General features: G+C 40.2%; 16 protein-coding genes. 10 read left to right on the plus strand and 6 right to left on the minus strand.

Annotated elements, in window-relative coordinates:
• Positions 1–52: 52 nt before the first annotated feature.
• The gene (locus BW935_RS03785) at positions 53–3,184 is read right to left on the minus strand and encodes a histidine kinase N-terminal 7TM domain-containing protein (protein WP_076498711.1); all 3,132 of its coding nucleotides are present in this window, start codon (positions 3,182–3,184) and stop codon (positions 53–55) included.
• 157 nt (positions 3,185–3,341) lie between these two features.
• On the opposite strand from BW935_RS03785, the gene BW935_RS03790 reads away from it, so the two are divergent.
• Both BW935_RS03790 and clpB read left to right on the plus strand, forming a co-directional pair.
• Positions 3,342–3,821, plus strand: a complete 480-nt coding sequence (locus BW935_RS03790) for a hypothetical protein (RefSeq protein WP_139325487.1) — start codon at positions 3,342–3,344, stop codon at positions 3,819–3,821.
• Positions 3,822–4,118: 297 nt separating this feature from the next.
• Positions 4,119–6,731 (plus strand): ATP-dependent chaperone ClpB, encoded by a 2,613-nt coding sequence (gene clpB / locus BW935_RS03795; protein WP_076498714.1) that lies wholly within the window; start codon positions 4,119–4,121, stop codon positions 6,729–6,731.
• Positions 6,732–6,810: 79 nt separating this feature from the next.
• On the opposite strand, the gene BW935_RS03800 is transcribed toward clpB, so the two are convergent.
• The 5 genes from BW935_RS03800 to BW935_RS03820 all read right to left on the minus strand — a co-directional run bounded on the left by BW935_RS03800 (position 6,811) and on the right by BW935_RS03820 (position 13,529).
• Complete coding sequence (locus BW935_RS03800) at positions 6,811–7,659, minus strand: DNA/RNA non-specific endonuclease (RefSeq protein ID WP_084565785.1); 849 nt, start codon at positions 7,657–7,659, stop codon at positions 6,811–6,813.
• A gap of 47 nt (positions 7,660–7,706) precedes the next feature.
• Positions 7,707–8,951 carry an NAD(P)/FAD-dependent oxidoreductase gene (locus BW935_RS03805; protein WP_076498717.1) on the minus strand — a complete coding sequence of 415 codons (1,245 nt, stop codon included), beginning with the start codon at positions 8,949–8,951 and terminating at the stop codon, positions 7,707–7,709.
• A 479-nt stretch (positions 8,952–9,430) separates the two neighbouring features.
• Positions 9,431–10,429, minus strand: a complete 999-nt coding sequence (locus tag BW935_RS03810) for a 4-hydroxyproline epimerase (RefSeq protein ID WP_076498719.1) — start codon at positions 10,427–10,429, stop codon at positions 9,431–9,433.
• 368 nt (positions 10,430–10,797) lie between these two features.
• Positions 10,798–12,243, minus strand: a complete 1,446-nt coding sequence (locus BW935_RS03815) for an aldehyde dehydrogenase (NADP(+)) (RefSeq protein WP_076498721.1) — start codon at positions 12,241–12,243, stop codon at positions 10,798–10,800.
• A 395-nt stretch (positions 12,244–12,638) separates the two neighbouring features.
• On the minus strand, positions 12,639–13,529 hold the full coding sequence (locus BW935_RS03820) for a dihydrodipicolinate synthase family protein (RefSeq protein ID WP_076498723.1): 891 nt from the start codon (positions 13,527–13,529) through the stop codon (positions 12,639–12,641).
• A gap of 322 nt (positions 13,530–13,851) precedes the next feature.
• Between BW935_RS03820 and BW935_RS03825 the strand changes: the two genes are divergently transcribed.
• The 8 genes from BW935_RS03825 to BW935_RS03860 all read left to right on the plus strand — a co-directional run bounded on the left by BW935_RS03825 (position 13,852) and on the right by BW935_RS03860 (position 23,300).
• Positions 13,852–16,986 carry a SusC/RagA family TonB-linked outer membrane protein gene (locus BW935_RS03825; RefSeq protein WP_076498725.1) on the plus strand — a complete coding sequence of 1,045 codons (3,135 nt, stop codon included), beginning with the start codon at positions 13,852–13,854 and terminating at the stop codon, positions 16,984–16,986.
• An 11-nt stretch (positions 16,987–16,997) separates the two neighbouring features.
• Positions 16,998–18,491: a RagB/SusD family nutrient uptake outer membrane protein gene (locus tag BW935_RS03830; RefSeq protein WP_076498727.1), complete on the plus strand. Its 1,494-nt coding sequence runs from the start codon at positions 16,998–17,000 to the stop codon at positions 18,489–18,491.
• Between the two features lie 115 nt (positions 18,492–18,606).
• Complete coding sequence (locus tag BW935_RS03835) at positions 18,607–19,596, plus strand: D-alanine--D-alanine ligase (protein ID WP_076498729.1); 990 nt, start codon at positions 18,607–18,609, stop codon at positions 19,594–19,596.
• A gap of 56 nt (positions 19,597–19,652) precedes the next feature.
• Positions 19,653–21,335, plus strand: coding sequence for a DUF885 family protein (locus BW935_RS03840; protein WP_076498731.1), 1,683 nt, complete (start codon positions 19,653–19,655; stop codon positions 21,333–21,335).
• A 52-nt stretch (positions 21,336–21,387) separates the two neighbouring features.
• On the plus strand, positions 21,388–21,768 hold the full coding sequence (locus tag BW935_RS03845) for a hypothetical protein (protein WP_076498732.1): 381 nt from the start codon (positions 21,388–21,390) through the stop codon (positions 21,766–21,768).
• A gap of 90 nt (positions 21,769–21,858) precedes the next feature.
• The gene (locus tag BW935_RS03850) at positions 21,859–22,275 is read left to right on the plus strand and encodes an RrF2 family transcriptional regulator (RefSeq protein WP_076498734.1); all 417 of its coding nucleotides are present in this window, start codon (positions 21,859–21,861) and stop codon (positions 22,273–22,275) included.
• Between the two features lie 73 nt (positions 22,276–22,348).
• The gene (locus BW935_RS03855; RefSeq protein ID WP_009035139.1) at positions 22,349–22,621 is read left to right on the plus strand and encodes a DUF2061 domain-containing protein; all 273 of its coding nucleotides are present in this window, start codon (positions 22,349–22,351) and stop codon (positions 22,619–22,621) included.
• Positions 22,596–23,300, plus strand: coding sequence for a phosphoadenylyl-sulfate reductase (locus BW935_RS03860; protein ID WP_076498736.1), 705 nt, complete (start codon positions 22,596–22,598; stop codon positions 23,298–23,300). Before BW935_RS03855 ends, BW935_RS03860 begins: the two co-directional genes overlap by 26 nt.
• Positions 23,301–23,698 lie beyond the last annotated feature (398 nt).

Below are 23,698 nucleotides of genomic sequence, written 5' to 3' on the forward strand. Positions count from 1 at the left end.
CCATAAAAGGGAAGCAGCGCTTCCCTTTTTTTATCCATCCAATCATGAATGATCATATTTCATTGATTTCCTTTTCAAGTTTATGAAGAATCTGATTGATTTCTTCTTCTAGCTGTTTGAAAAGCATCAGATTCTCTTCAACAGATAGCTCTTTAATTTTTTCTATTTCCCCTGCTATTTCAGACAGTTTTTTCAAATCAAGATTCAAAGCAATTCCTCTAATGGCATGAGCAGTTTGTTTAATCTTATTCAGGCTTTTTCCGGAAATATCAACAACGATCTGTTCTTGAAGCTTTATCAAATTTTCTTTGCTGACTACGATCAGTTCCTTGAAAAAATCAGGATCGGTTGATTTATACTCTTCAAATTTAGATTCAAATACCTTCTCTTCTACTTTATTATCTAGGTACTGAAAGAGTTTTTCAGAAATATCAGAAACCAAAATGGGCTTGCTCAAGTAATCATCCATACCTGCTTCTAAGCATCTTTCATACTCCCCTTTTACTGTCCCAGCAGTGAGTGCGATGATTGGTGTTTTCTTCCCTATTTCAAATGCCCTGATGGCCTGTGTTGCTTCATAGCCACTCATTTCTGGCATTTGTATGTCCATAAAGACGATTTCTGGTTTGTAGATTTTGAATAACTCTACTGCTTCCAATCCATTTTTAGCCTCGTAAATTGCTGCTGAAGGAATCAGGTTTCTGACGATTGTTTTGGCCAACAACATATTTACTGGATTGTCATCAACAAGGAGAATTTTTCGGTTTTTAACTGCCAATAAGTCTTCTTCAATAGGACTTTCTTCATCAGGTTTTGAAGGTAATTCTAGTCCATCTGGGTTTTCAAAAGGTACAGTGATAGTAAAGTAGAATCTGCTTCCTTCTCCCATTTTGGTTTCCAGCTCTAGTTTACTATCCATCAGTTCTAAGAGTTTGTTACAGATGGTCAAACCTAAGCCTGTCCCTCCATACTTTCTTGTGGTAGAATTGTCCTCTTGAGCAAATGCCTCGAAAATGATTTTTTCTTTTTCCTTAGAAATGCCAATTCCAGTATCTTTCACAGCAAATGTCAAATCCGCATGTTGATTTTTATAATCGATAGATTTTGCTTGAATGGATAGTTCTATCTCCCCTTCTTTTGTGAATTTGACCGCATTACTAAGCAAGTTCATCAGGATCTGCTTGATCCGAGTTATATCTAACAAAACTACTTGAGGAAGTTTGAGATCTAGGCTAAGTAATAGCTTCAGGTTTTTTTCTTCTACCAAAGGCTTGATGACTGTGAGAGTTTCCTCTGCCAATTCTTTCAAATTCAATTTGATGGGGCTGAGCTCAAGTTTCCCAGCTTCAATTTTGGAGAAATCTAGAATATCATTGATCAGGTCAAGCAACAGATTGCCTGACTGTGTAATGGATTTGAGGTAGTTTCTTTGTGTTTGGTCTAAGCTAGTACGCATCAATAGATCTGAAAATCCGATTACGCCATTGAGTGGTGTTCGAATCTCATGACTCATATTGGCCAAAAATTCTGATTTTGCAATACTGGCTTCTTTAGCTTGTTGCATTGACTTGAAAAGGTTTTGTTCTAATGTTTTTCTTTCAATTGCATTAGAAATACTGTCTGCAAAGCTCAGCAACAAGGCTGCTTCTGCATCGCTCCAAACTTTTTCATTGGCACAATCGTCAAATCCCACGTAGCCCCAAAAATCATCACCTACAAATATTGGAATGAGTAGTATAGACTTGATTTCTTGTCCTTCTAGTAAGCTTTTGAGCTCAATGTCTCTGAGTTGTGAGACAATTGTTTGGTAAGTCTTATTGATTTTGAGAAAATCTACAGCCTCTCCATATAGATCCATAGGTAAGCCTTGCAAATTCGGATTGTTGATTTCTGGTGGCACGCCTGATGCACTCCATTCAAATCGCTGTGAACTATACAAGTTGCCCTCTTCATCTTGGCTATTCTCAAATAAATAAGCTCGATCTACCCCTGCCCCTTCTCCAAGAATAGTGATGGCTTTTTGTGTTGCAATTGCAAAATCTCGGTTTGATAGCAGTTCCTTAGTGGCCAAAGCTATAGACTTGAGCATACGTTCATTCCTCAGTAGGTTAGCATTTGCTTTTTGAAGCTTTTGTTCATTGGACTTGAGGATGATCTGTGTTTTTTTCTCCGCTGAAATATCCCTCAGCATGATGTAATGAATAGGATCATCACCATGACCCTGTTCTACCGCAGATTCCCTGCTGAGGAGGAGAGTTTGGCCATTATGTGGATGTAACTCAGATGGAGAAGCAGGGTTTTTGATGTCTAAATAGCTACTAGTGCCAGGCCATTCAGCCAAAAGTTTTGATTTAGTTAAAGCTCCTTGGAGTTTAAGCAACCTCAATACTGTCTTATTATAGGTGATGATTTCTCCTGTTTTGTCCAAAATAATAACCCCGTCACTGAGTTCATTAAAAATTTTCTCGAATGCTATGGGCATTGACTTAAGAAGCCCCAATTTGAATAGTCCCCAATACATGAAGATGGCACTCAGTGCCAATGAGAAAGGAACTAGATCTAGAGGTGTCTCATAAAACTCAAATAAATCTAAAATATGTGTCAACCAAGGAATCAATGTAGCCATCAGGATGATGACAACTTGCTTCGAAAATGCATCTGGAACAAATAATAGCATTCTGATTAACAGAATATTGGTGATAACCACCAAAATGATATTGTAAATACCATACAACCAATGAACTATACCAGGCTCTAAGACGATGGAAGTGTAGAGTTCATGTGAAAGGGTTCCAAAGCTTTTATAGAAGAGCTGATGAAAATTATTTGTAAAAAGCAATAGCAGAAAAATCACTGCGGAGCCAAAAAGGAAGGATTTGCCAAGTGTATTTAAGAACTTTCCATTTCCGCTGTATTTTAGAGTGAAAGCTAACAGTAATGGTGTGATAAAAACACCTCCTATGAACTCTAATTTATAAAAACCGACGATGTAAAATTCTGAGGTAGAAATGATTTCAAACCCATATAGCACTGCATATAAAAAGCATGAAATCAGAAGATAGGTAAAGTATTTTTCCCCATACTCATTGTTTTTTTTTCTACTTAGAATGATCAAAAAGAGAAAAAGGATACTTGTGGTAAATACAGGTATGGAAATCAAATTAAACTGAAACTGCTCAAACATAATATGTCTTTAAAAGTTAAACCTAAATTACAAAAAACACTCAATAATATACATTAAACAATATTTAATTGATAAATTTAAACTTCTTATGATTCCTTGGTATAGTTGTTGAACTACATAGCAGATTAAATAATGACATTCTAAAAACTGAACTCTTATGAAAAATTTAACTTTAACTTTTGGCTTTCTATTTTGTATGCTTTTGTCCTCTGCTGGAGTGCAAGCTCAAGGAGCTGCTGAAAAGAAAGAAATGAGTAAGTCTGAGATAGCTGAAATGAAACAGGCTCAAAAGGAGGAAAAACAGCGATTGGCAAAGGAAAAGAAAGAACTTAAAGCGCAACAAGCCGAGGTAAAGCGAATGCAAGCTGCAGAAAAAGCAGAAGCAAAGCGAGTAAAAAACCTTGAAAAGGCGCAAAAAAATTATGATAAAGCTGTGACAAAGCGGCAAAAAGCAGAAATCAAATTGGCTCAACAAAACTTGAAAATAGAGAAGGCTATTCAAAAAGGTACTACAAATGAAAAAGTAGCAAAAATGGAATTGAAACAAAAGCAACTAGAAATCAATGTAGAAAAGGCCAACTCTGAAATCTCCAAATTTGAAAGAGATCTTGAAAGATACAAGTCAAAGGAGAATTAATTGACCTTATTCTAATCAAAATAATGAGCCCACATTCGTGGGTTTTTTTTATGTCCCAGTTATTTCACTTTGATCAGACTTCCTTACCTGATTTTGATGCTAGGCCTTCGAGAATTCTGCCAAATAGTCTTGAAATCGAGCGCTGTAAGTGATTTTTTCGGACATTTTTTCAGCAAAATCGCTCTGGTTGAGCATTTGATGAGTTGCTTGATGTGAGCTATACTGAAGGTTGGAAACACTAACATCATATCGATCTATATAGCTTAACTACCACAGCAACAGAAAAACTATCAAATAATGGATTTCAAACAATTCACCATCAAGTCTCAAGAGGCTATTCAAAAGGCCGCAGAATTGACTTTGGCCGAGCAACAGCAGGTCATAGAGCCAGCACATCTTTTGAAAGGAATCTTTTCAGAAGATGAGAATGTCACTGATTTTATCTTTAAAAAATTATCAGTGAATAAAAATCTGATCGCCCAAAAATTGGAAGAGCTTATTAAAAGCTTCCCAAAAGTAAGTGGTCAGCAACCTTATCTATCCAATTCAGCCAATCAAGTACTTACCAAAGCCAAGGATTACCTCAAGACCTTTGGGGATGAGTTTGTGGCTATTGAACATTTGCTTCTGGCAGTACTGAATGGATCAGACAAGGCAGCACAATTATTAAAAGATCAAGGGCTCAATGAAAAGAACTTGATCGAAGCCATCAAGGAACTAAGACAAGGAAATAAAGTGACAGACCAAAATGCAGAATCTAAATATAGGGCATTGGAGAAATACTCCAAGAACCTGAATGAAATGGCCAAAAAAGGGAAAATAGACCCTGTCATTGGCCGTGACGAAGAGATTAGGAGAGTATTACAGATTTTAGCTAGGAGGACCAAAAATAACCCTATTCTTCTCGGGGAACCGGGGGTTGGTAAAACAGCTATCGTGGAAGGTCTCGCTCAGCGAATCGTCAGTGGTGATGTCCCAGAGAATCTCAAATCAAAAACATTGATCTCCTTGGATATGGGTTTGCTCGTAGCTGGTGCCAAATACAAAGGAGAATTTGAAGAAAGACTCAAAGCAGTCATCAAAGAGGTGACAGATTCAGATGGGGAGATTATCATATTCATTGATGAAATCCACACCCTTATTGGAGCAGGTGGAGGAGGAGAAGGCGCAATGGATGCTGCAAACCTGCTCAAGCCTGCATTGGCTCGGGGAGAATTGCATGCCATCGGTGCTACCACGCTGAAAGAATATCAGAAATACATCGAGAAAGATAAAGCCCTTGAAAGAAGGTTTCAGTCAGTGATAGTGGACGAACCTGATGCCGCTGATGCCATATCAATCTTGAGAGGGATCAAAGATAAATACGAGCTCCACCATGGTGTAAGAATCAAGGACGATGCGGTGATTTCAGCAGTAGAACTTTCACAAAGGTATATTTCTGATCGTTTTCTACCTGATAAAGCAATTGATTTGATGGATGAAGCTGCAGCCAAATTGAGAATGGAAATCGATTCACTTCCACAGGAATTGGACGAGCTCAATAGGAGGATCATGCAGCTAGAAATCGAGCGAGAAGCAATCAGAAGAGAAAACAACAAGGATAAAGAAGCAATTCTAAGTAAGGAAATTGCAGAATTATCTGAGAAGAGACAGAGTGTCAAAGCCAAGTGGGAAAGTGAAAAAGCTGTCATCACTGGTATCAGAAGAGAAAAGGAGAATATCGATAAATTCAAGCTGGAGGCAGAGCAAGCAGAAAGAGCAGGCGATTTTGGTAAAGTAGCCGAGATCAGATATGGTAAAATCGTGGAAGCGGAGAAAAAACTAGAGTCCTTCAAAAGTCAATTAGAAGAAATGCAACAAGGCTCTCCGCTACTCAAAGAGGAGGTAGACAATGAAGATATTGCCGCTGTGGTTTCCAAATGGACGGGTATCCCATTGAGCAAAATGATTCAAAGTGAGCGCGAAAAACTGCTCCACTTAGAAGAAGAATTGGGGAAAAGAGTAGCTGGGCAGCGAGAAGCAATCGTAGCATTGTCAGATGCAGTCCGAAGAAGCCGGGCTGGACTTCAGGATCCCAAGCGTCCTATTGGTTCATTCATATTCATGGGTACCACGGGAGTTGGAAAAACAGAATTGGCGAAAGCCCTTGCAGAATACCTCTTCAATGATGACAATGCTATGGTCAGGATAGACATGTCAGAATACCAAGAGAGACATGCCGTATCCAGACTGGTAGGAGCACCTCCAGGCTATGTAGGGTATGATGAAGGCGGTCAACTTACAGAAGCTGTGCGAAGAAAACCCTATTCTGTTGTCTTACTTGATGAGATTGAAAAAGCCCATCCTGATGTGTTCAACATCCTACTTCAAGTATTAGATGATGGTCGGTTGACAGATAATAAGGGTAGGATTGCCAATTTCAAAAACACCATCATCATCCTTACTACAAATATTGGGTCAGCATTGATTCAAGAGCGATTTGCCGAGATGGAGGAGTGGAACAAGGAGGAGATACTGGAGAAAACAAAGGCAGAGGTCTATGATCTTTTGAAGAAATCGGTAAGACCAGAATTTCTGAATAGGATTGACGAGACGATCATGTTCGAACCACTTCACAAAGGAGTAATTAGGAAAATCGTGGATATCCAATGGAGAGAGATTCAAAAGCGTCTTGAAGAATCCAACATTGAGATAGAGGCTACGCCAGAGGTTTTGGATTACTTGGGAGAAGTTGGTTTTGATCCGCAGTTTGGAGCGAGACCTCTCAAGCGAACCATGCAGCGATTGATCTTGAATGAACTCTCTAAGCAAATCTTATCAGGATACATCAAGAATGATTCAGCAGTATTGGTGGACTTGGATGCTGACAATCAAGTATACTTCAAAAACATCGAGTCGGTGGAAGTTTGAAAGTAAAATGATGGTGGTTTAGATAAAATTTTTGGTGTAGATTGGTTATGGCCTCAGGGGAATTCTCTTGGGGCCTTTTTTAATTCCCAAACCAATAAGTCAAGTCAAATCGGCCTTCTGCTTGGGCTTCCTCTGCGGTATTGAGAAGGGGGAAGAAATTGATTCCAGTCAGTACTTCTACACTATCTATGCTCACCGCGTAATGGCTGAGGTCACCACTTGCTGCTTCATTTTTCATGACAAATGCAATCCCTTGTGGATTGTTGACAGATTTTCTGAGCAAAACTTTGTAATAATATGTCGGGATCCTGATAGGACTATTTCCTAGAGTAGGAAGCGAATCATGTAAGATGGGGCCTGTGGCGATATAGATGCTGTCTTTTTCTGAAGCAAAACGTCTGACTTGATCTTCAAGTCTTTTCCAAATTCCACGATTGAACCCAGGAACTTGCGGACTTGCATTGGTCAAGAAAAAGCTATCATACATGCTCTCGGCGCTATAACTCATATCTGCTGCTGGTGCTAAATGTCCTCTATCATAGCCAGAGTTGCGGTAGGCTGCGTCACGAGGACTCAGTTCACCCAGTCTTCTTTCCATTCTAAAATTACTCGATCGCTCTTCGCCCGAGCCTAGATGTGCTCTGCATAGCAAGTAACTTACCCATTTGGCATGTCTGGTCAACGTATCAAACTCTAGAACAAAGCCATTATAATCCAAAAAGTAGTCTTTAGAAATAACTTCAGGTACAAAATTTCTATAAGCTTCTTTGACAAATGAGAGATCTATAGTAGGGATTATTTCAATTTCACTTAATGCTGGCTCAATAGATGGATAAGCTGGTGAAGGGCTACTTTTTGAGCCTTGCTCCAGTGTTTTGCAATTGGTGACCAATACAAATAGCAAAACAACAAGCAATATCCTTTTCATTTTTTGTAATTATTTTAAGGTTTGGTTTCCAAAGTAAAGATAAATTCTCAAAACCTCCCCACCCCAAATCCATCAATCAGAATCCCAGTGGCTTCTTTTTGGTGGATTTGGGTGAGGATTTTCCCTGTGGCTGGAGCCATGGAAATCCCCATCATGCCATGACCAGAGCCGACTAATACATTTTCCATACCAGGTGCCTTACCTATGTATGGAAGACCATCTGGTGAGCAAGGTCTAAGTCCTTTCCAGATCTCTTCTGGTTCAGGAAATTTTGATTGAAAATCAGGATAAAAGCGGTTGATGGATTCAAAAATCCCTCTGACCCGATTCATATTTATTTTTTCATTGGTACCTGCTATTTCCATCGTTCCGCCAAATCTCACTTGATTACCATAAGGACTTACGGCCACCTTCATCTCAGTCAGGATGGATGCCTGCTTGATCTCTGGTTGATTTTCTTGAACGAAACTGTAGCCCTTTCCTCCCATCATGGGCAGTTTGAATCCTAAAATTTTGGCCAACTCACCTGACCAAGCTCCTCCACAGAGGATAAATTGATCACCCTCTATTGCCCATTCAGGAGTAACGACTGCGCTGACTTTAGCTCCTTTTTTCTCAAAACCCAAAACCGATAAATTAGATTTGAATGTAACGCCTTTTGATTTGAGGTAAGTCTTTAGATAATTGTATAATGCGGAAGGAGATAAATGCGCATCACCGGGAAACAATATTGCTCCACGCGCTTTTACTTCCAGATTAGGTTCTAGGTTTGCAATGTCATCTGGGCTAAGAATTTCAGCTTCCAAGCCATGCTTTCTCGCCAAGTGGGCAAATTCAATTTCCTCCTTTTCCACTTCTGGAGTTTGATAAAGCATCATCAATCCCTTTTCTACTAAGCCTAAGTCTGCATCAGTATGTTTTGATTTGAATTCTTGATAAAGTGATTTGCTCAACAAACTGATATTTTTCAAAAAAGGGATACTTTTTTCCACGTGTTGTGGATTGGCAGCACGATAAAATAACCAGGACCACTCAAGCAGTTTCCTATCCAATCGTGGATGAATGTAAAAAGGACTTTTAGAAGAAAACATCCAACTGATTCCCTTGGAAATCATCCCTGGAGCAGCCAAAGGAATAATATGACTCGGCACAATCATGCCTGCATTTCCGGTAGAAGTAGTCACCTGCATGTCACCTTTATCTACAATCACAACTTCCACTCCTGCTTCTACCAAATAGTAAGCAGTAAAAAGTCCAATAATGCCTCCGCCGATGATGATGGTTGGTTTCATATTTTATTGTACAATGTATGAAGTACCATGTACCAAGACATGGATTTCATTTAAAGAAAGTTAAGGGTTTTGGCTCTTTGCATTAACATTCTTTTCTTCAAGAAAGATAATGTTTTTTGGAAAAATAGAGTCAGAAAAAATTATTGAAGGGTAATATTTGGTTTGATAAAGTTTAAGGATTGGTCATAAACTCTTGATGATTTTCAGATGGCCATTTTTATTAATAATAAAAAAATATCGGATAATTTACCTAATAGAAAAATAATCCTGTCTTAAGATGGAACACTGATGACACGGATTGAGCAGATAGTCGCAGATCAAAAATGTGTAGAATAAGAAAATCTGATTTATGAAAAAATTCTGGGTTGGACGGAACGCAGAACCTGTCCCGAGTATCGTGATGACGCGGATTATGCGGATGATCGCTGATAAAAAATCCGTGTTCATCCGCCAAATCAGCGTCTTCCGAGTTCCATTCTCTATATCACTTGAAATCCATGCACATAAGGATCATCATCATCCAGTATGATCGTATTGTAGCCATAGACTTTTGCCCAACCTTCTATGCTTGGGATGATAGCTGGTCTGCCCGCAATTTCAGTGACTTCTTCAATTCTTCCGGTAAATTTAGATCCAATAAAACTCTCGTGGATGAATTCATCACCAGGCTTCAGCCAACCCTTGGCAAACCACTGTGCCATTCTTGCCGAGGTTCCAGTTCCGCATGGAGAGCGGTCTATGGCTTTTTCACCATAAAAAACTGCATTTCTGGCAGTACTTGAGGCATCTATGGTCTCACCTGTCCACAGCACATGTGTCAAGCCTTTGATCTGAGGATGTTCGGGATGCACAAACTCATACTTTTCATTCATCTTTTGACGAAGATTTCTTGCCATAGAGATCAGCTGTTCTGCTTTGAAATGCTGAAGCCCGGCAAAATTTTCCTGAGGATCTACAATACAATAGAAATTGCCCCCATAGGCCACATCTACCGTAAGCTTACCCAGTTCATCAGTTTCAATCTCCAATCCTTCCGCTGCAAGGAAGCTCTTTACATTTGTCAGTTTTACCGAAGTTACTTTTTTACCTTCCTGCTTGTATTTCACCAAAACCAACCCTGCGGGGGCTTCCATTCTCAGGAAACCTGGTGTTTTGGGCTGGATCAATCCCTCCTCTATGGCTACAGTGATTGTTCCGATAGTTCCATGTCCACACATAGGCAAGCAACCTGATGTTTCTATAAAAAGGACTGCAAAATCATTTTCAGGATCATGTGGAGGAAAAAGCATAGATCCGGACATCATATCGTGTCCCCTAGGTTCAAACATCAGCCCTGTCCGGATCCAATCTAGGTTTTCCAGGAAGAACTTCCTTTTTTCCAACATAGTATCACCTTGTAGAAACGGAACTCCGCCGGCTACTACTCTCACCGGATTGCCACAAGTATGGGCATCTATGCATTGGAAGGTTTTTTTCATGTTTTATTATTGAAATACTGTAGAAATACTGTAGAAATACAGTTGAAATATATTGAAATAGGGGGATAAATATTTCACGAAGCATATTTCAGCGAAGCTATATATCTACCCTATTTCACCAAAGGTATATTTCAGCGAAGCATATCCCAAAGCGCTCCGCTATCGAGACTTCCGCTAAAGTTCCAGTTTCTATCTTATTTCACAAAGTGTATTTCACCTTTATTTCGCGAAGCATATTTCAAATCTTTTTATTAAGGTGAGGGTCAATATCCACAAATATCGCACTGCAAATATCCATCAATATCTATTTCAATATATTTCAGCGAAGCTATATTTCTACTTTATTTCACCGAAGGTATACTTCATTTCTATTTTTTGAATTCCCCGTCCACCATTCTCCAAATCCCCAGCGGATTATCGGCTCTCAGTGCATCAGGGAGTAGTTCATGTGGCATGTCTTGGAATGCGATCGGCCGAGCGAATCGCTTGATAGCATAGGAGCCAACAGATGTGAATCTACTATCGCTGGTAGACGGATAGGGACCTCCGTGTTGCATGGCATGGCTTACTTCTACTCCGGTTGGCACTCCTTTGAATAACAACCTGCCGCACTTTTCTTCCAACTGATTGATCAAATCGGCTTTATTGGCCAACTCTTCTTCTTCCCCCCAAAGGGTGATCGTCAATTGACCATGAAGCCGCTGCGCAATTGCAAAGAGTTCATTGAAATTTTCATACACCACCATCAAGGCAAATGAACCGAATACTTCTTGCTGAAAATGATCATCCTCTAGCCAGTCTGTAGCCTTGATTTTGGCCAAAGCAGGATAGGCTTTGATCAGGTCTTTTGCCTCAGCTACCTGTACCCAATGGAGTTCTTTGCGCTCCTTCATGCTCTCCAACGACTTATAGTAAGCCTCTGCTATTCCCTCGTGCAACATTGGAGCTGCTGCGATTTCTTCCAATTCTTTTTTTACAGCCTCAGCAAAATCCTCTGCATGCGCGCTGGGTACCATGATTAATCCGGGGTTGGTACAAAACTGTCCCGCTCCGAGTGTCAGAGAACCGACAAATTGCTTGGCCAAAACTTCTAAGTTGTTTGCAAGCTTCTTTTTAAAAGTAATGATTGGATTGACAGAGCCCATTTCTGCAAAAACAGGGATCGGTTCTTCTCTTTGATGAGCAAGGTCAAATAAGGCTTTTCCACCTGTAAATGATCCCGTAAATGCCACTGCTTTAGCCAAAGGGTGTTTCACCAAAGCTTGACCTTCGGCTATTCCTCCTTCTACATGGGTAAATAATCCTACGGGCAATCCGGAATCTATGGCAGCTTTTTGGATGATCTGTCCTACCAATTTGGAGGTGTCTGGATGCGCTGGGTGGCCTTTGTAAATCACTGGGCAACCTGCTGCCAAAGCGGAAATTGTATCCCCACCAGCGGTAGAAAATGCCAACGGAAAATTACTTGCTCCAAAAACCACAATAGGCCCTAAGGGTGTCAAATATCTCCGTAAATCAGGCTTGGGGGCAGGGGCTCTGTCTGGATTAGCATGATCGATTACAGCCTCTACCCAAGACCCTTCCTCCACCAAATTGGCAAACAAACGGATCTGTCCAACTGTCCTTCCCAACTCACCGGAAATCCTTCCTTCTGGTAAATTGGATTCTCCGGCAGCAATAGGGATTAAAGTCGCTTTTTCCGCCTCTATTCCTTCAGCGATCCGTCTTAAAAATTTGCCTTTATCCTTTCCTGAAACATTTTTGAAATGTAAAAAAGCATCTTGAGCGGATTGGAATATTTGGTCGTAGTTCATGATTTCTTTTTTAAAATTAAAATGGCTTTAAGTGATTGGAATACAATAAATATATATAGAAATATGGTAGAAATAGAATTGAAATATAGTGGAAACATGGGTCATACTGAATATTTAGCGGGATCCCTAAGAGCAAAGTGATTTGAAATAATTTAGAAATACAATGGATATAAATTGAAATATGGTAAAAACCGGAGCTTTATAGAAGATCCTGAGAGCAGAGCGATTCGGGATAAATTGAAACAAGGTGGAACTACCTCTACCGCATATTTCTATCTATTTCACGAAGTATATATCAATCATATTTCTATTTATTTCGCTGTAGGCGTATTTCTACCATATTTCGCATAGCATATTTCCATTATATTTCATGAAGTATATATCATGAAGTATTTTTAAATCTTCGGCCTATGCTCCAAGCCCCTCTTAATGATATTCTCAACTTTTACTCTCTCTTCTCCTACCAAAGTCAATCGCGGTGCTCTGACCCATTCGGTTCCAATTCCGGCCATTTGCTCGGCCAATTTGATATATTGTACCAGTTTAGGGTGAATGTCCAATTCTAAAAGAGGCAGAAACCAACGGTAAATTTGTAGGGCTTCTTCATATTTTCCAGCCCTGACAAGATTGAAAACAGCAACTGTTTCTTTGGGGAAAGCACAAACCAGGCCTGCTACCCAGCCGTCTGCCCCCATGACCAATTCCTCCATGGCCAAAGTGTCCACTCCACACAGGATTTTGTACCGATTTCCAAAGCGATTGCGCATGCGTGTCACATTGGAAATATCTCTTGTAGATTCTTTGATGGCTTGGATATTTTCACATGCTGCCAATTCTTCAAACATGGCAATAGTTACCAAAGTCTTATAATCGACGGGGTTGTTGTAGATCATGATAGGTAGGTCGGTACTATTTGCTACTGCCTTGAAGTATGTCACCACTTCTCTGTGATCAGCGGAGTAGCGCATAGGAGGTAATAGCATAAGGCCTAAAGCTCCCATTTCTTTGGCTTTTTCGGCCCAGAAAATAGCATCCCTGGTTGCTCCTTCGGCAATATTGAGGATCACCGGTACTTTACTATCGAGATACTTTACAGTTTCAGTAGTTAGTTGGATTTTTTCATTTAGCGACAGCACGGAGGATTCACCTAAAGTACCGCCCAGAATAATTCCATTCACCCCAGACTCTATTTGAAAGTCGATGTTTTTGAAAAACATGTCCATATCCAAGCTGCCACCTTGGTGAAACTTGGTGGTTACTGCAGGAAATACGCCTTGCCAATTCATAAATTTTAATTTTATCAAGAAAGAAGAAAGTTAGGTATTTAGTGAAGAATATGAAATAATATAACTGTATAAATATTTTGAACGAATATGAAAAATGCCCACTATGAGCATAATCGGACACATTTTGAAATTTAAGATGATATTGATTTAAAATTTCAACCATTTAATTCACAATCATGCCTTTGATCAAATTAATAGGATTTTTTTTAGGCTGAAATCTTAAAAAATGTAAAAATTTAAAAAATGCTTCTATATCTTTACCTTACAGAAAGATCGAGAATTCGGTCTTTAAACAATTTATCAAATTAATCCCACAAAATTTATGAGAAAAGGTTTACTAAGTTTCGTCTTAGTGCTCTTGACTATCTCTATGGCGTGGTCCCAGACGAGGATCATTACAGGAAAGGTAGTGTCAGATGACGAGCCAGATGGATTGCCAGGCGTGAACGTAGTCGTACGAGGTACAACTACGGGGGTAATCACAGATTTGGATGGAGAGTACTCCATCGCGGTGCAGGGTGACAATGCTACCCTTGTTTTCAGTTTTATCGGTTATACTACCAAGCAAGAGGTAGTAGGCAACCGATCTATCATCAACGTTACACTTAATCCAGACACCCAAAATCTTGAAGAGGTAATCATCACAGCTTATGGTACAGCAGACAAAGGTAACTTTACTGGCTCTGCGATCGCCTTGAAGTCTGATCAGATTGCCAACAGACCTATTGCCAACGTTGCGAATGCAATCGAAGGTCAGGTAGCGGGTGTAATCACTACTTCAGCCTCTGGACAACCAGGTTCTTCTCCAGGTATCAGAATCAGAGGTATTGGTTCCGTTAATGCATCTTCTTCTCCTCTTTATGTAGTGGATGGTGTGCCTTTTGATGGTAACCTTTCCAACTTGAACCCTGAGGATATTGAAGACATGACCATCTTGAAAGATGCTTCTTCAGCTGCACTCTACGGTTCCAGAGCGGCAAACGGTGTGATCATGATCACTACCAAAAGAGGTAAAAAATCTAGATCAAACTTTAACTTCAAAGCACAACACGGTACTGCTTCTAGAGCACTTCCTGAGTATGATAGAGTAGGTGCTGCAGATTATTATGTATTGCAGTGGGAGGCTTTGAGAAACTCAAGACTAACTGCTGGCATAGAGCCAGGTCCTGCTGCTCAGTTTGCAACAAATCAATTGATTCCAACTTTAGGTTATAACATTTTCAATGTTCCTAACGATCAGTTGGTAGGTCTTGACGGTACATTCAACCCTAACGCAGTGACTAACTTCCAAGGTTTGAATTGGTGGGATGAAATCGAAAGAGTCGGTCAAAGAAGTGAGTACAACATGACTTACTCTGGTGCCAACGACAGATCAGATTTCTATACTTCAATCAACTACTTGAATGAAGATGGTTTTATCCAAAAATCTGATTTCAGAAGAATCACAGGTAGATTGAATGTAAATACACAAGCTACTGATTGGTTGAAAACGGGAATCAATATCGCTGCTACAAGAAGTGAAGGAAACAATGCAAGAACTGGTGGTTCTTCCTCTTTTGTCAACCCTTTCTTTACTGCTAGAGCGATAGGTCCTATCTACCCAGTATATGCTCAAAATATGCAGACTGGTGGATTTATTCTTGATCCAGATGGTAATAGAATATATGACTCAAGGGATTTACTTCAGTTTGGTCTTCCAGTAGGTGGTGCAGGTTCATTCCCAGGTAGACACGTTGTTCAGGAAACTTTGTTGAATGACGATCTATTTGATAGAGCAGCGATCTCTACTAGAGCTTATATTGAGGCATCTTTCTTAAAGAACTTCACTTTCAGAATGAATGTAGCCAATGACTTCACTTCATTGTTGAATATTGGTTATGACAATACCATTATTGGGGATGGTGCTCCAGCTGGTAGATCTAGAAGAACCAACAACAGAACGGACTCTTTTACTATTAACCAATTGTTAACTTACTCTAAGACTTTTGACGAGAAGCATTTCGTAGAAGTATTGGTAGGTCACGAGACGTATGATTACAGATTCCAGACACAGTCTATCTCTAAGCAAGATCAAGTGCTTCAAGGTAATACTGAGCCAGATAACTTTGTAACCATCAATGGTGCCAGCGGTAGATTTGACAGAGAGACAATTGAATCTTACTTAAGTAGAGCAAACTATGTGTATGATGACAAATACTCTTTGTCAGCATCCTTGAGAAGAGATGGATCTTCTAGATTCTCTCCTCAGTCAAGATGGGGTACTTTCTACTCTGTGGGTGCGGCTTGGAGTATTGACAAAGAAGATTTCTTCAGCTCTAACTTCTTCCAGATGTTGAAATTAAGAGCAGCTTACGGTGAGGTGGGTAACAACTCTGTAAGCTCTTTGTATGCTTCTCAAGCACTTTATGACCTAGGTTTCAACAATGCCAACGAGCCAGGTATCCTTCAGGCTTCATTGCCTAACCCTGAGTTGAAATGGGAAACTAACGCAACTTGGGATATTGGATTGGACTTTGCCATTGCTAACAAATTCTCAGGTTCCTTGGAGTATTTCAACAGACAGTCAGCTGACTTGTTGTTTAATGTACCATTGTCTTTGACTACTGGTATCACTTCTATCACCAGAAATACAGGTACCATGCAAAACAAAGGTATTGAATTCAACATCGCTGGTGATGTTTACAAAAGAGGTAACTTCACTTGGAATGTAAACTTCAACATCTCTACCTATACCAACCAATTCAAAGAGCTTCCTTTCGATGAATTGATTTCTGGCACTAAGAAGCTAGTTGTAGGTAGAGGTATTTATGACTTCTGGTTGAGAGACTGGTGGGGTGTAGACCCTCAGACTGGAGAAGGTCTTTACAGAGTTGACAATTATGATGAAAACAACTCCGCTCACAGAATCATTGGTTCTGATACCTTGACTTCTGTGATCAACCAAGCTAGATTCCACTTCAACGGTACGGCTGTTCCTGATTTCTTTGGGGGTATCAACAATACCTTCAGATACAAAAATTGGTCTGCAAGTGTTTTACTCTCCTACTCTGTGGGTGGTCAATTCTACGATGGCACTTATGCTAGCTTGATGAGTGCAGATCCCAATGGTAGAGCATCTCATACAGACTTGTTAAGCAGATGGAGACAGCCAGGTGACATCACTAATGTACCTAGGATGGACGTCACTACAGCAGCCCAGTCTGATGGTGCATCTGATAGATGGTTAGTTGATGCGTCTTATTTGAACATCAGATCCATCAACCTTTCCTATACACTGACTAAACCTATGTTAGAAAAACTTAAAGTAAAAGGTGCTACTGTTTATCTAGCTGGTGAAAACATGGGATGGTGGTCTCAAAGAAGAGGAATGTATGTATCTGGTACTTTCTCTGGTACGAGCTCCAATACTTTCACTCCTGCGAGAACATTCACTTTGGGTGTAAATGTTAACCTATAATTCGAAAGGTCATGAAAAAGTTATTTAGTAAGATATTTATAGTAGCCGCATTCCTCTCCATGAGTTGTGCAGAGGATTTCTTGGATCAGATTCCTACAGATGCGGTATCAGAAGATTTAGTATTTACCACAACTGGTAATGCTTGGGCTGCCATCAATGGTATTCACAGATCCATGTTCATTAGATATGACTCTCAAGGTCAGCCAGGTGAAGGTGGTGTGATGATGTATAGAGAAGTGATGGCAGAAGATGTTGTATTGACTTCTCAAGGAAATGGATGGCATGTGGGTAACTCAAGGTGGTTAACACATATTAATGAAAATGCAGGTGATGTTCGCTTTGTCTGGAGATTCTATTACAAGATCATTGCAAATGCTAACATGATCATTGCCAATATTGATAATGCTGAAGGTCCTGCACAAGACAAAAGAGAAATCAAAGGTCAGGCTTTAGCTTATAGAGGTTGGGCACACTTCAATTTGGTGCAGCTTTTTGCTAAAAGATTTGAGCCAGGAGGAGCTAATACGCAATTGGGTGTTCCAATTGTAACAGAACCAATTACAGAGGGTGGGCCTAGAAATACTGTTGCTGAAGTGTATGCACAAGTGAATGCTGACTTGGATGAAGCTTTGACACTTTTGACAGAAAGAAGAAATGCGAAATCACACTTCAATACATCTGTAGTAAGAGGAATCAAAGCCAGAGTTGCCCTTACACAAGGTAACTATCAAGTAGCTGCACAGCAAGCAAACCAAGCCAGACAAGGTTATCCATTGATGTCTACCGCTCAGTTGTATGAAGGCTTCAACAATGTGGACAATCCTGAGTGGATGTGGGGTAGCCGTCAGATCGACGATCAGCAGACATTCTTTGCTTCTTTCTTTGCATACATGTCAGTTAACTTCAACTCAACAAATATCAGAACTAACCCTAAAGCAATAAACAGCTCGCTTTATGCACAAATTTCTGATTCAGATGCAAGAAAAGGCCTATGGGATCCGAATGCTGCAAACCCTGCACTTAGAGATCCTTTTATAAATGAAGTTACACTTTCCAACTTCTCTAAGTTCAATTACATGAATAGAAAATTCATTGCTCAAGGTAATGCTTCTTCTGTGGGTGATGTGCCTTATATGAGAGCTGCTGAGATGTACTTGATCGAGGCTGAAGCTTTGGCTAGAGCTGGTCAGAATGCAGCTGCACAAGATGTACTATTTGATTTAGTTTCTGCTAGAGATGAGGAGTATACTAAATCTACTAATACAGGTCAAGCATTGATTGACGAAATCATGATCCAAAGAAGAATTGAACTTTGGGGTGAAGGTTTCAGATGGTATGATTTGAAGCGTTTAAATCTGCCACTAGATAGAACAGGAGCAAATCACGTAGGTTCTGTAATCAATAACTTGTTTAATGTACCAGCTGGCTCCGCCGATTGGCAGTGGAGAATTCCTATTTCGGAGTTGAATGCTAATCCTGCTATGGTACAAAATCCCGACGAGTAAGTAAAAATTTTATAGTATACAAAAAGCCTGTTCATTTGAGCAGGCTTTTTCTTTTTTACGCAGTCATTTTATATCTTCATTTTTAGGAAGCCAATTCCTCCTTAACTTTACCCCCATGAAGAAAAGAATTGCCTTGGTCACAGGAGGCTTTACAGGTGAGTCCGTGATCTCTTTGAAAAGTGCTGCCATGGTCGAAACCCAGATCGATCGGGAAAAATATAACGTTTATAAGATTTTGATTTACCCAGGTGATTGGTATCATCAAACAGCTGATGGTCAGAAAGTGCCTGTTGATCTCAATGATTTTTCCATTGCTATCCAAGGCTCAAAAATAACTTTTGATGGTGTATTTAATATCCTTCATGGTTCTCCTGGAGAAGATGGGAAGCTTGCAGGATACTTTGATATGATTGGCTTGCCTTATACCACCTGTGATGCCTTGACCTCTGCCATCACTATGAACAAGGGGTATACCAAAGCCATAGTGCAGGATATTCCAGAGCTCTTTGTCGCTAGGTCAGTCCAGCTTTTTAAGAAATCTGAACTTGACCCAACTCAGCTTTTAAAGGAACTGAGATTGCCACTTTTTGTAAAGCCCAACAATGGCGGCAGTAGTATTGGCATGAGTAAAGTAAAGGATCCAAACGAATTGCAGGAAGCATTGGATAAGGCATTCGCTGAAGATACACAGGTTTTGGTGGAAGAATTTGTATCTGGCAGGGAATTCTCCATTGGTGTTTATCATAGCCAGGGACAAACTACTGTCCTGCCTGCTACAGAGATTGTGAGTAGCAAAGAGTTCTTTGACTTCGAGGCCAAGTATGCCCCAGGAATCACCGAAGAAATCACTCCAGGAAGAATGTCTGACGAGGAATTGCAAAGGGTAAATAGAATTATTTCTCAGGTCTATCAGAAACTCAATTGCAAGGGAGCTGTGCGCATAGATTACTTCTTGGAATATGAAACAGGGAAATTCTACTTTATCGAAATCAATACCGTCCCAGGACAGACAGAGACCAGTTTGATCAGTCAGCAGGTAAGAGCCATCGGCAAAACATTAAAAGAATTCTACTCAGAATTAATCGAAGAGATGTTTCAAAAGTAAAATCTACTTTTATTTCTAGTATATTTCAATCTAAGATTCACTAATATCATTCGAATATGAAAAACCTTATCCTACTCTGCTTTAGTTTTTTGATTATCCAAACATCCTTTGCTACCGAATTGTATCCTGCTATCAGTAGCTACCAAGCGGATGTAAGCGCCTTGAGTAGGAAATACAACAACTCCAATTCAGAAGAATATTTTCAGCGATTTGATAAGCTATATTCTGATTGGTTGAAAGCGCTTGAGGCGATGCCTTATGACAGCTATTCCATGGATGGAAAGTTGGACTATCAGATTTTTAAAAACTATCTAGAGAAGCAGCAGTATTTTCACAAAGCTTCTTATGAAGAGTTTAAGGCTGTGAAACCTGTGGTAGATTTTGGAGCTCCATTGGAAGATTTTTACCAAAAAAGAAGAGCTGCTATCAAGCCAAATGCTCAGAAACTAGCAGCCACTTTTGATCAAGTAGAGCGATCCGCTAAAGTAAAAATGGAGCAGATGAAAAAATCCAAGCCCTATACCTCTTGGCAACAAGCTGAATTGGCTGCATCAGTAGTAGAGTCTTTGAGAAGGAGTACAGATGAAGCCTACAATTTTTATTTCGACTATGATCCAGAGTTTACTTGGTGGATGAAAAAACCAATGGAAAGCTTGAACCAAACACTCCGAGCATATTCCAGTTTCTTGAAAAATCATTTTGAAAACACCATAGTCAAAGATGATGGCTCAGGAATCATCGGAAAGCCTATTGGTAAAGTCAATATTGAAAAAGAACTCCAATACAACATGATCTCCTATACTGCAGAGGAGCTGATCAAAGAAGGTGAAAGGCAGTACGCTTGGTGTGAGGCTGAAATGATCAAGGCATCAGAAGAGTTGGGCTTTGGTAAAGATTGGCGAAAAGCACTCGAATATGTCAAAAACCAATATGTTCCTGCTGGTGTTTGGCCAGGAATGGTGGTAGAAATGGCTGAAGAGGCCGTTGAATTTGTGGAGGAGCGTGATTTGTTGACTATTCCTGAAATGGCAAAAGAAACTTGGAGGACAACTATGATGTCGGCAGAAAGGCAAAAAGTAAGTCCATTTTTTCTGGGAGGGGAGACAATTATCATTTCCTATCCTACTTCAGAGATGTCCCACGAAGATAAGCTGATGAGTATGCGTGGCAATAACCCACATTTTTCGAGGGCTGTGGTACACCATGAATTGATTCCTGGTCATCACTTGCAGCAGTTTATGAATCAGCGTCACTTTCCTCATAGAAGGATGTTCAATACACCATTTTGGGTAGAGGGGTGGACGCTATATTGGGAGTTTAACCTATGGGACAAAGAATTCCCAAGAAATGTGGAGGATAAAATCGGCATGCTATTTTGGAGAATGCACCGAGCTGCTAGGATTGTGTTTTCGCTCAAGTATCATCTTGGAGAATGGACGCCGCAGCAATGTATAGATTATCTTGTCGATGCGGTAGGACATGAAAGAGCCAATGCAGAAGCAGAAGTTCGTAGGTCATTCGAAGGAAGCTATGGCCCCTTGTATCAACTGGCCTACATGATTGGAGGTATCCAAGTTTACCAATTGAGACAAGAGATGGTAGAAGGTGGCAAGATGTCAGAAAAAGAATTCCACGATTATTTCATCACCCAGAATTACATGCCTATAGAATTGCTTAGAGCGAGGATGAAGGAAGATTTACCAAGAGATTTTAAGAGCAATTGGAAGTTTTTGAAATAAATAATGCTTTAATGTGTTGTAGCGTTTTCATCTCCACTTTCGTATTAGGAGTATGAAGACGCTCCCTTTCTTTCTTTTCCTTTTATTGGCACTGCCGAGCTTTGCACAAGAAAACCTATCCAAAGGCAATTCTTCACTACTTTTATATCCTGAGGTTTATTTTGTCGCCACTATGGAAACGTCAGCATCAGAAGTATCATCGAACCTACTTGCTTTTATAGAAGAAAATAAACTCAGCTATAGAAGGGAGGGAAATGAGTTAGTGTTTTTTAGAGTTTTCCCATCAATCCAAAGTGCTGAAAATTCATCCAAAATTATCAAAACAAGTATTCAAAACTTCTTGAAAGATGAGTCAAAGCCTTTAAAGTACAGACTTTATGGAAGAGAGTATTTACCAGAAAAGTTTTTAAAATACTTCCTTGAATTTAAATAGCAGACCAATTAGCTGACTTACTTTGGCATAATCCATATTAGCCGCCAAAGCCTACTTTTCAAATCGGATAAAAAGCCTATTTTTGTAACCATGCTATCCAAAAAAACCAAATATGCTTTTCATGCCCTTACTTATTTGGGCAAGCACCGTGATCAGAAGACGGTATTGATTCAGGACATTTCTGAGGAATATGGGATTTCCCATAAGTTTTTGGAAAACATACTTTTGGAGTTGAAAAAAGCCGGGATCCTGGGGAGTAAAAAGGGAAAAGGGGGCGGCTATTATCTGATCAAAGAGCCCAAAGATGTAGCCCTCTCCAAAGTCATCAGGCTGCTGGACGGTCCCATAGCACTACTTCCCTGTGTGAGCCTCAACTACTACGAACCCTGCATAGAGTGCAAGTCCGAAGCAGCATGTGGGCTAAATAAGGTCATGATCCAAGTACGGGACGAAATGCTTAAAGTTCTGGAAAATAAGACTTTAGCAGATATTTTAGATAAAGAATAAAATTTTTTCCCTAATTACCCCATCTTTTTTATAGGTTTTATATACTTTTGTTATTCTGAAACTGGAAAAGTATATGATCCTAGACCAACCTATCAAAAAGTGGTTTGTAAACAGCAAAGGCCAAGATTCTAACATCAAGAGCTTTCTCAAATCCATATCTTGGAGAATAGTCGGTACACTCGATACCATGGTGATTTCCTTTTTCGTCACTGGCCAATTGGTCATGGCCCTATCCATTGGGTCAATAGAGGTAGTCACCAAAATCGCCTTGTATTACCTGCACGAGCGTGCTTGGGAAGGAGCAACCAAAATCAAAAAAGATGAGCCTAAAAACGAATTTGCATAGTCTTGGCGAAAAGCTGGATAGTCTAAGTCTGTCCGATGGCTTGGCACTGCTTTCGGATCTTTTCCCCGGAAAAGTAGTCTTCTCTACTTCACTGGGACAAGAAGATCAGGTCATCACGCAGTTGATCGCGGAGAACCTACTTGATATCCACATCTTTTCTTTGGATACTGGCCGCTTGTTTCCGGAGACTTTGGATCTGGTTGCCAGGACTGAAAGTAAGTACAAAAAAAGAATTGAAGTGCTTTACCCTGAAAGGACTTCCGTAGAGAAGTTGGTGGCCGATATCGGCATCAATGGATTCTATGATTCGGTGGAAAATAGAAAATACTGCTGCTTTGTACGTAAAGTAGAGCCTCTGAAAAGAGCACTTGCTGGTAACAGTGTCTGGGTAACAGGCCTCCGTGCTGAGCAAAGCCCAAACAGGGCTGATATGAAAAAAATCGAATGGGACGAAGCCAATCAGATCATCAAGTTCAACCCCTTACTCGACTGGACTTACGATCAGATGATCGCCTATATCAATGAAAACAATATTCCTTACAATCCGCTCCACGACAAAGGCTTTATCAGCATAGGCTGCGCCCCATGTACCCGAGCCATCACCGAAGGCGAAGATCCAAGAGCCGGGAGATGGTGGTGGGAAGAGTCGAAGAAGGAGTGTGGGTTGCATATAAAATGATATATGCTTCGTGATATAAATAGATATATGCCTTAGGCGATATAAGAAAAGCGTCAATTGAGGTTAAACTTGGAAATTCATCATTATAGATGCAAGACGAAAGATACAAGACACAAGACAGGTGCTCTCCTAAACTTCGGAGTTCATCATTCAGAATTCAAGATTTAAAATATCGAATGATGAACGCTGAATATCGAATAATGAAGTCGGTAAACCCGGTTCCTGGTTCAAGACTTCAGTCTTGGACCAGGAACTAGCAGTCTTCAGACTGTACTGAGTCTCAACCCCGAAGGGGATTAAACTTTGATTAGCCCCGGGTTGCAACCCGGGGGGCAAGGTTAAAACAAGTACCAACAACCCTTAAGGGGTTGAACTGATGCCCTGATCAGTATAAAAGA

The sequence above is a fragment of the Belliella pelovolcani genome, assembly GCF_900156785.1.
Lineage (GTDB): Bacteria > Bacteroidota > Bacteroidia > Cytophagales > Cyclobacteriaceae > Belliella > Belliella pelovolcani.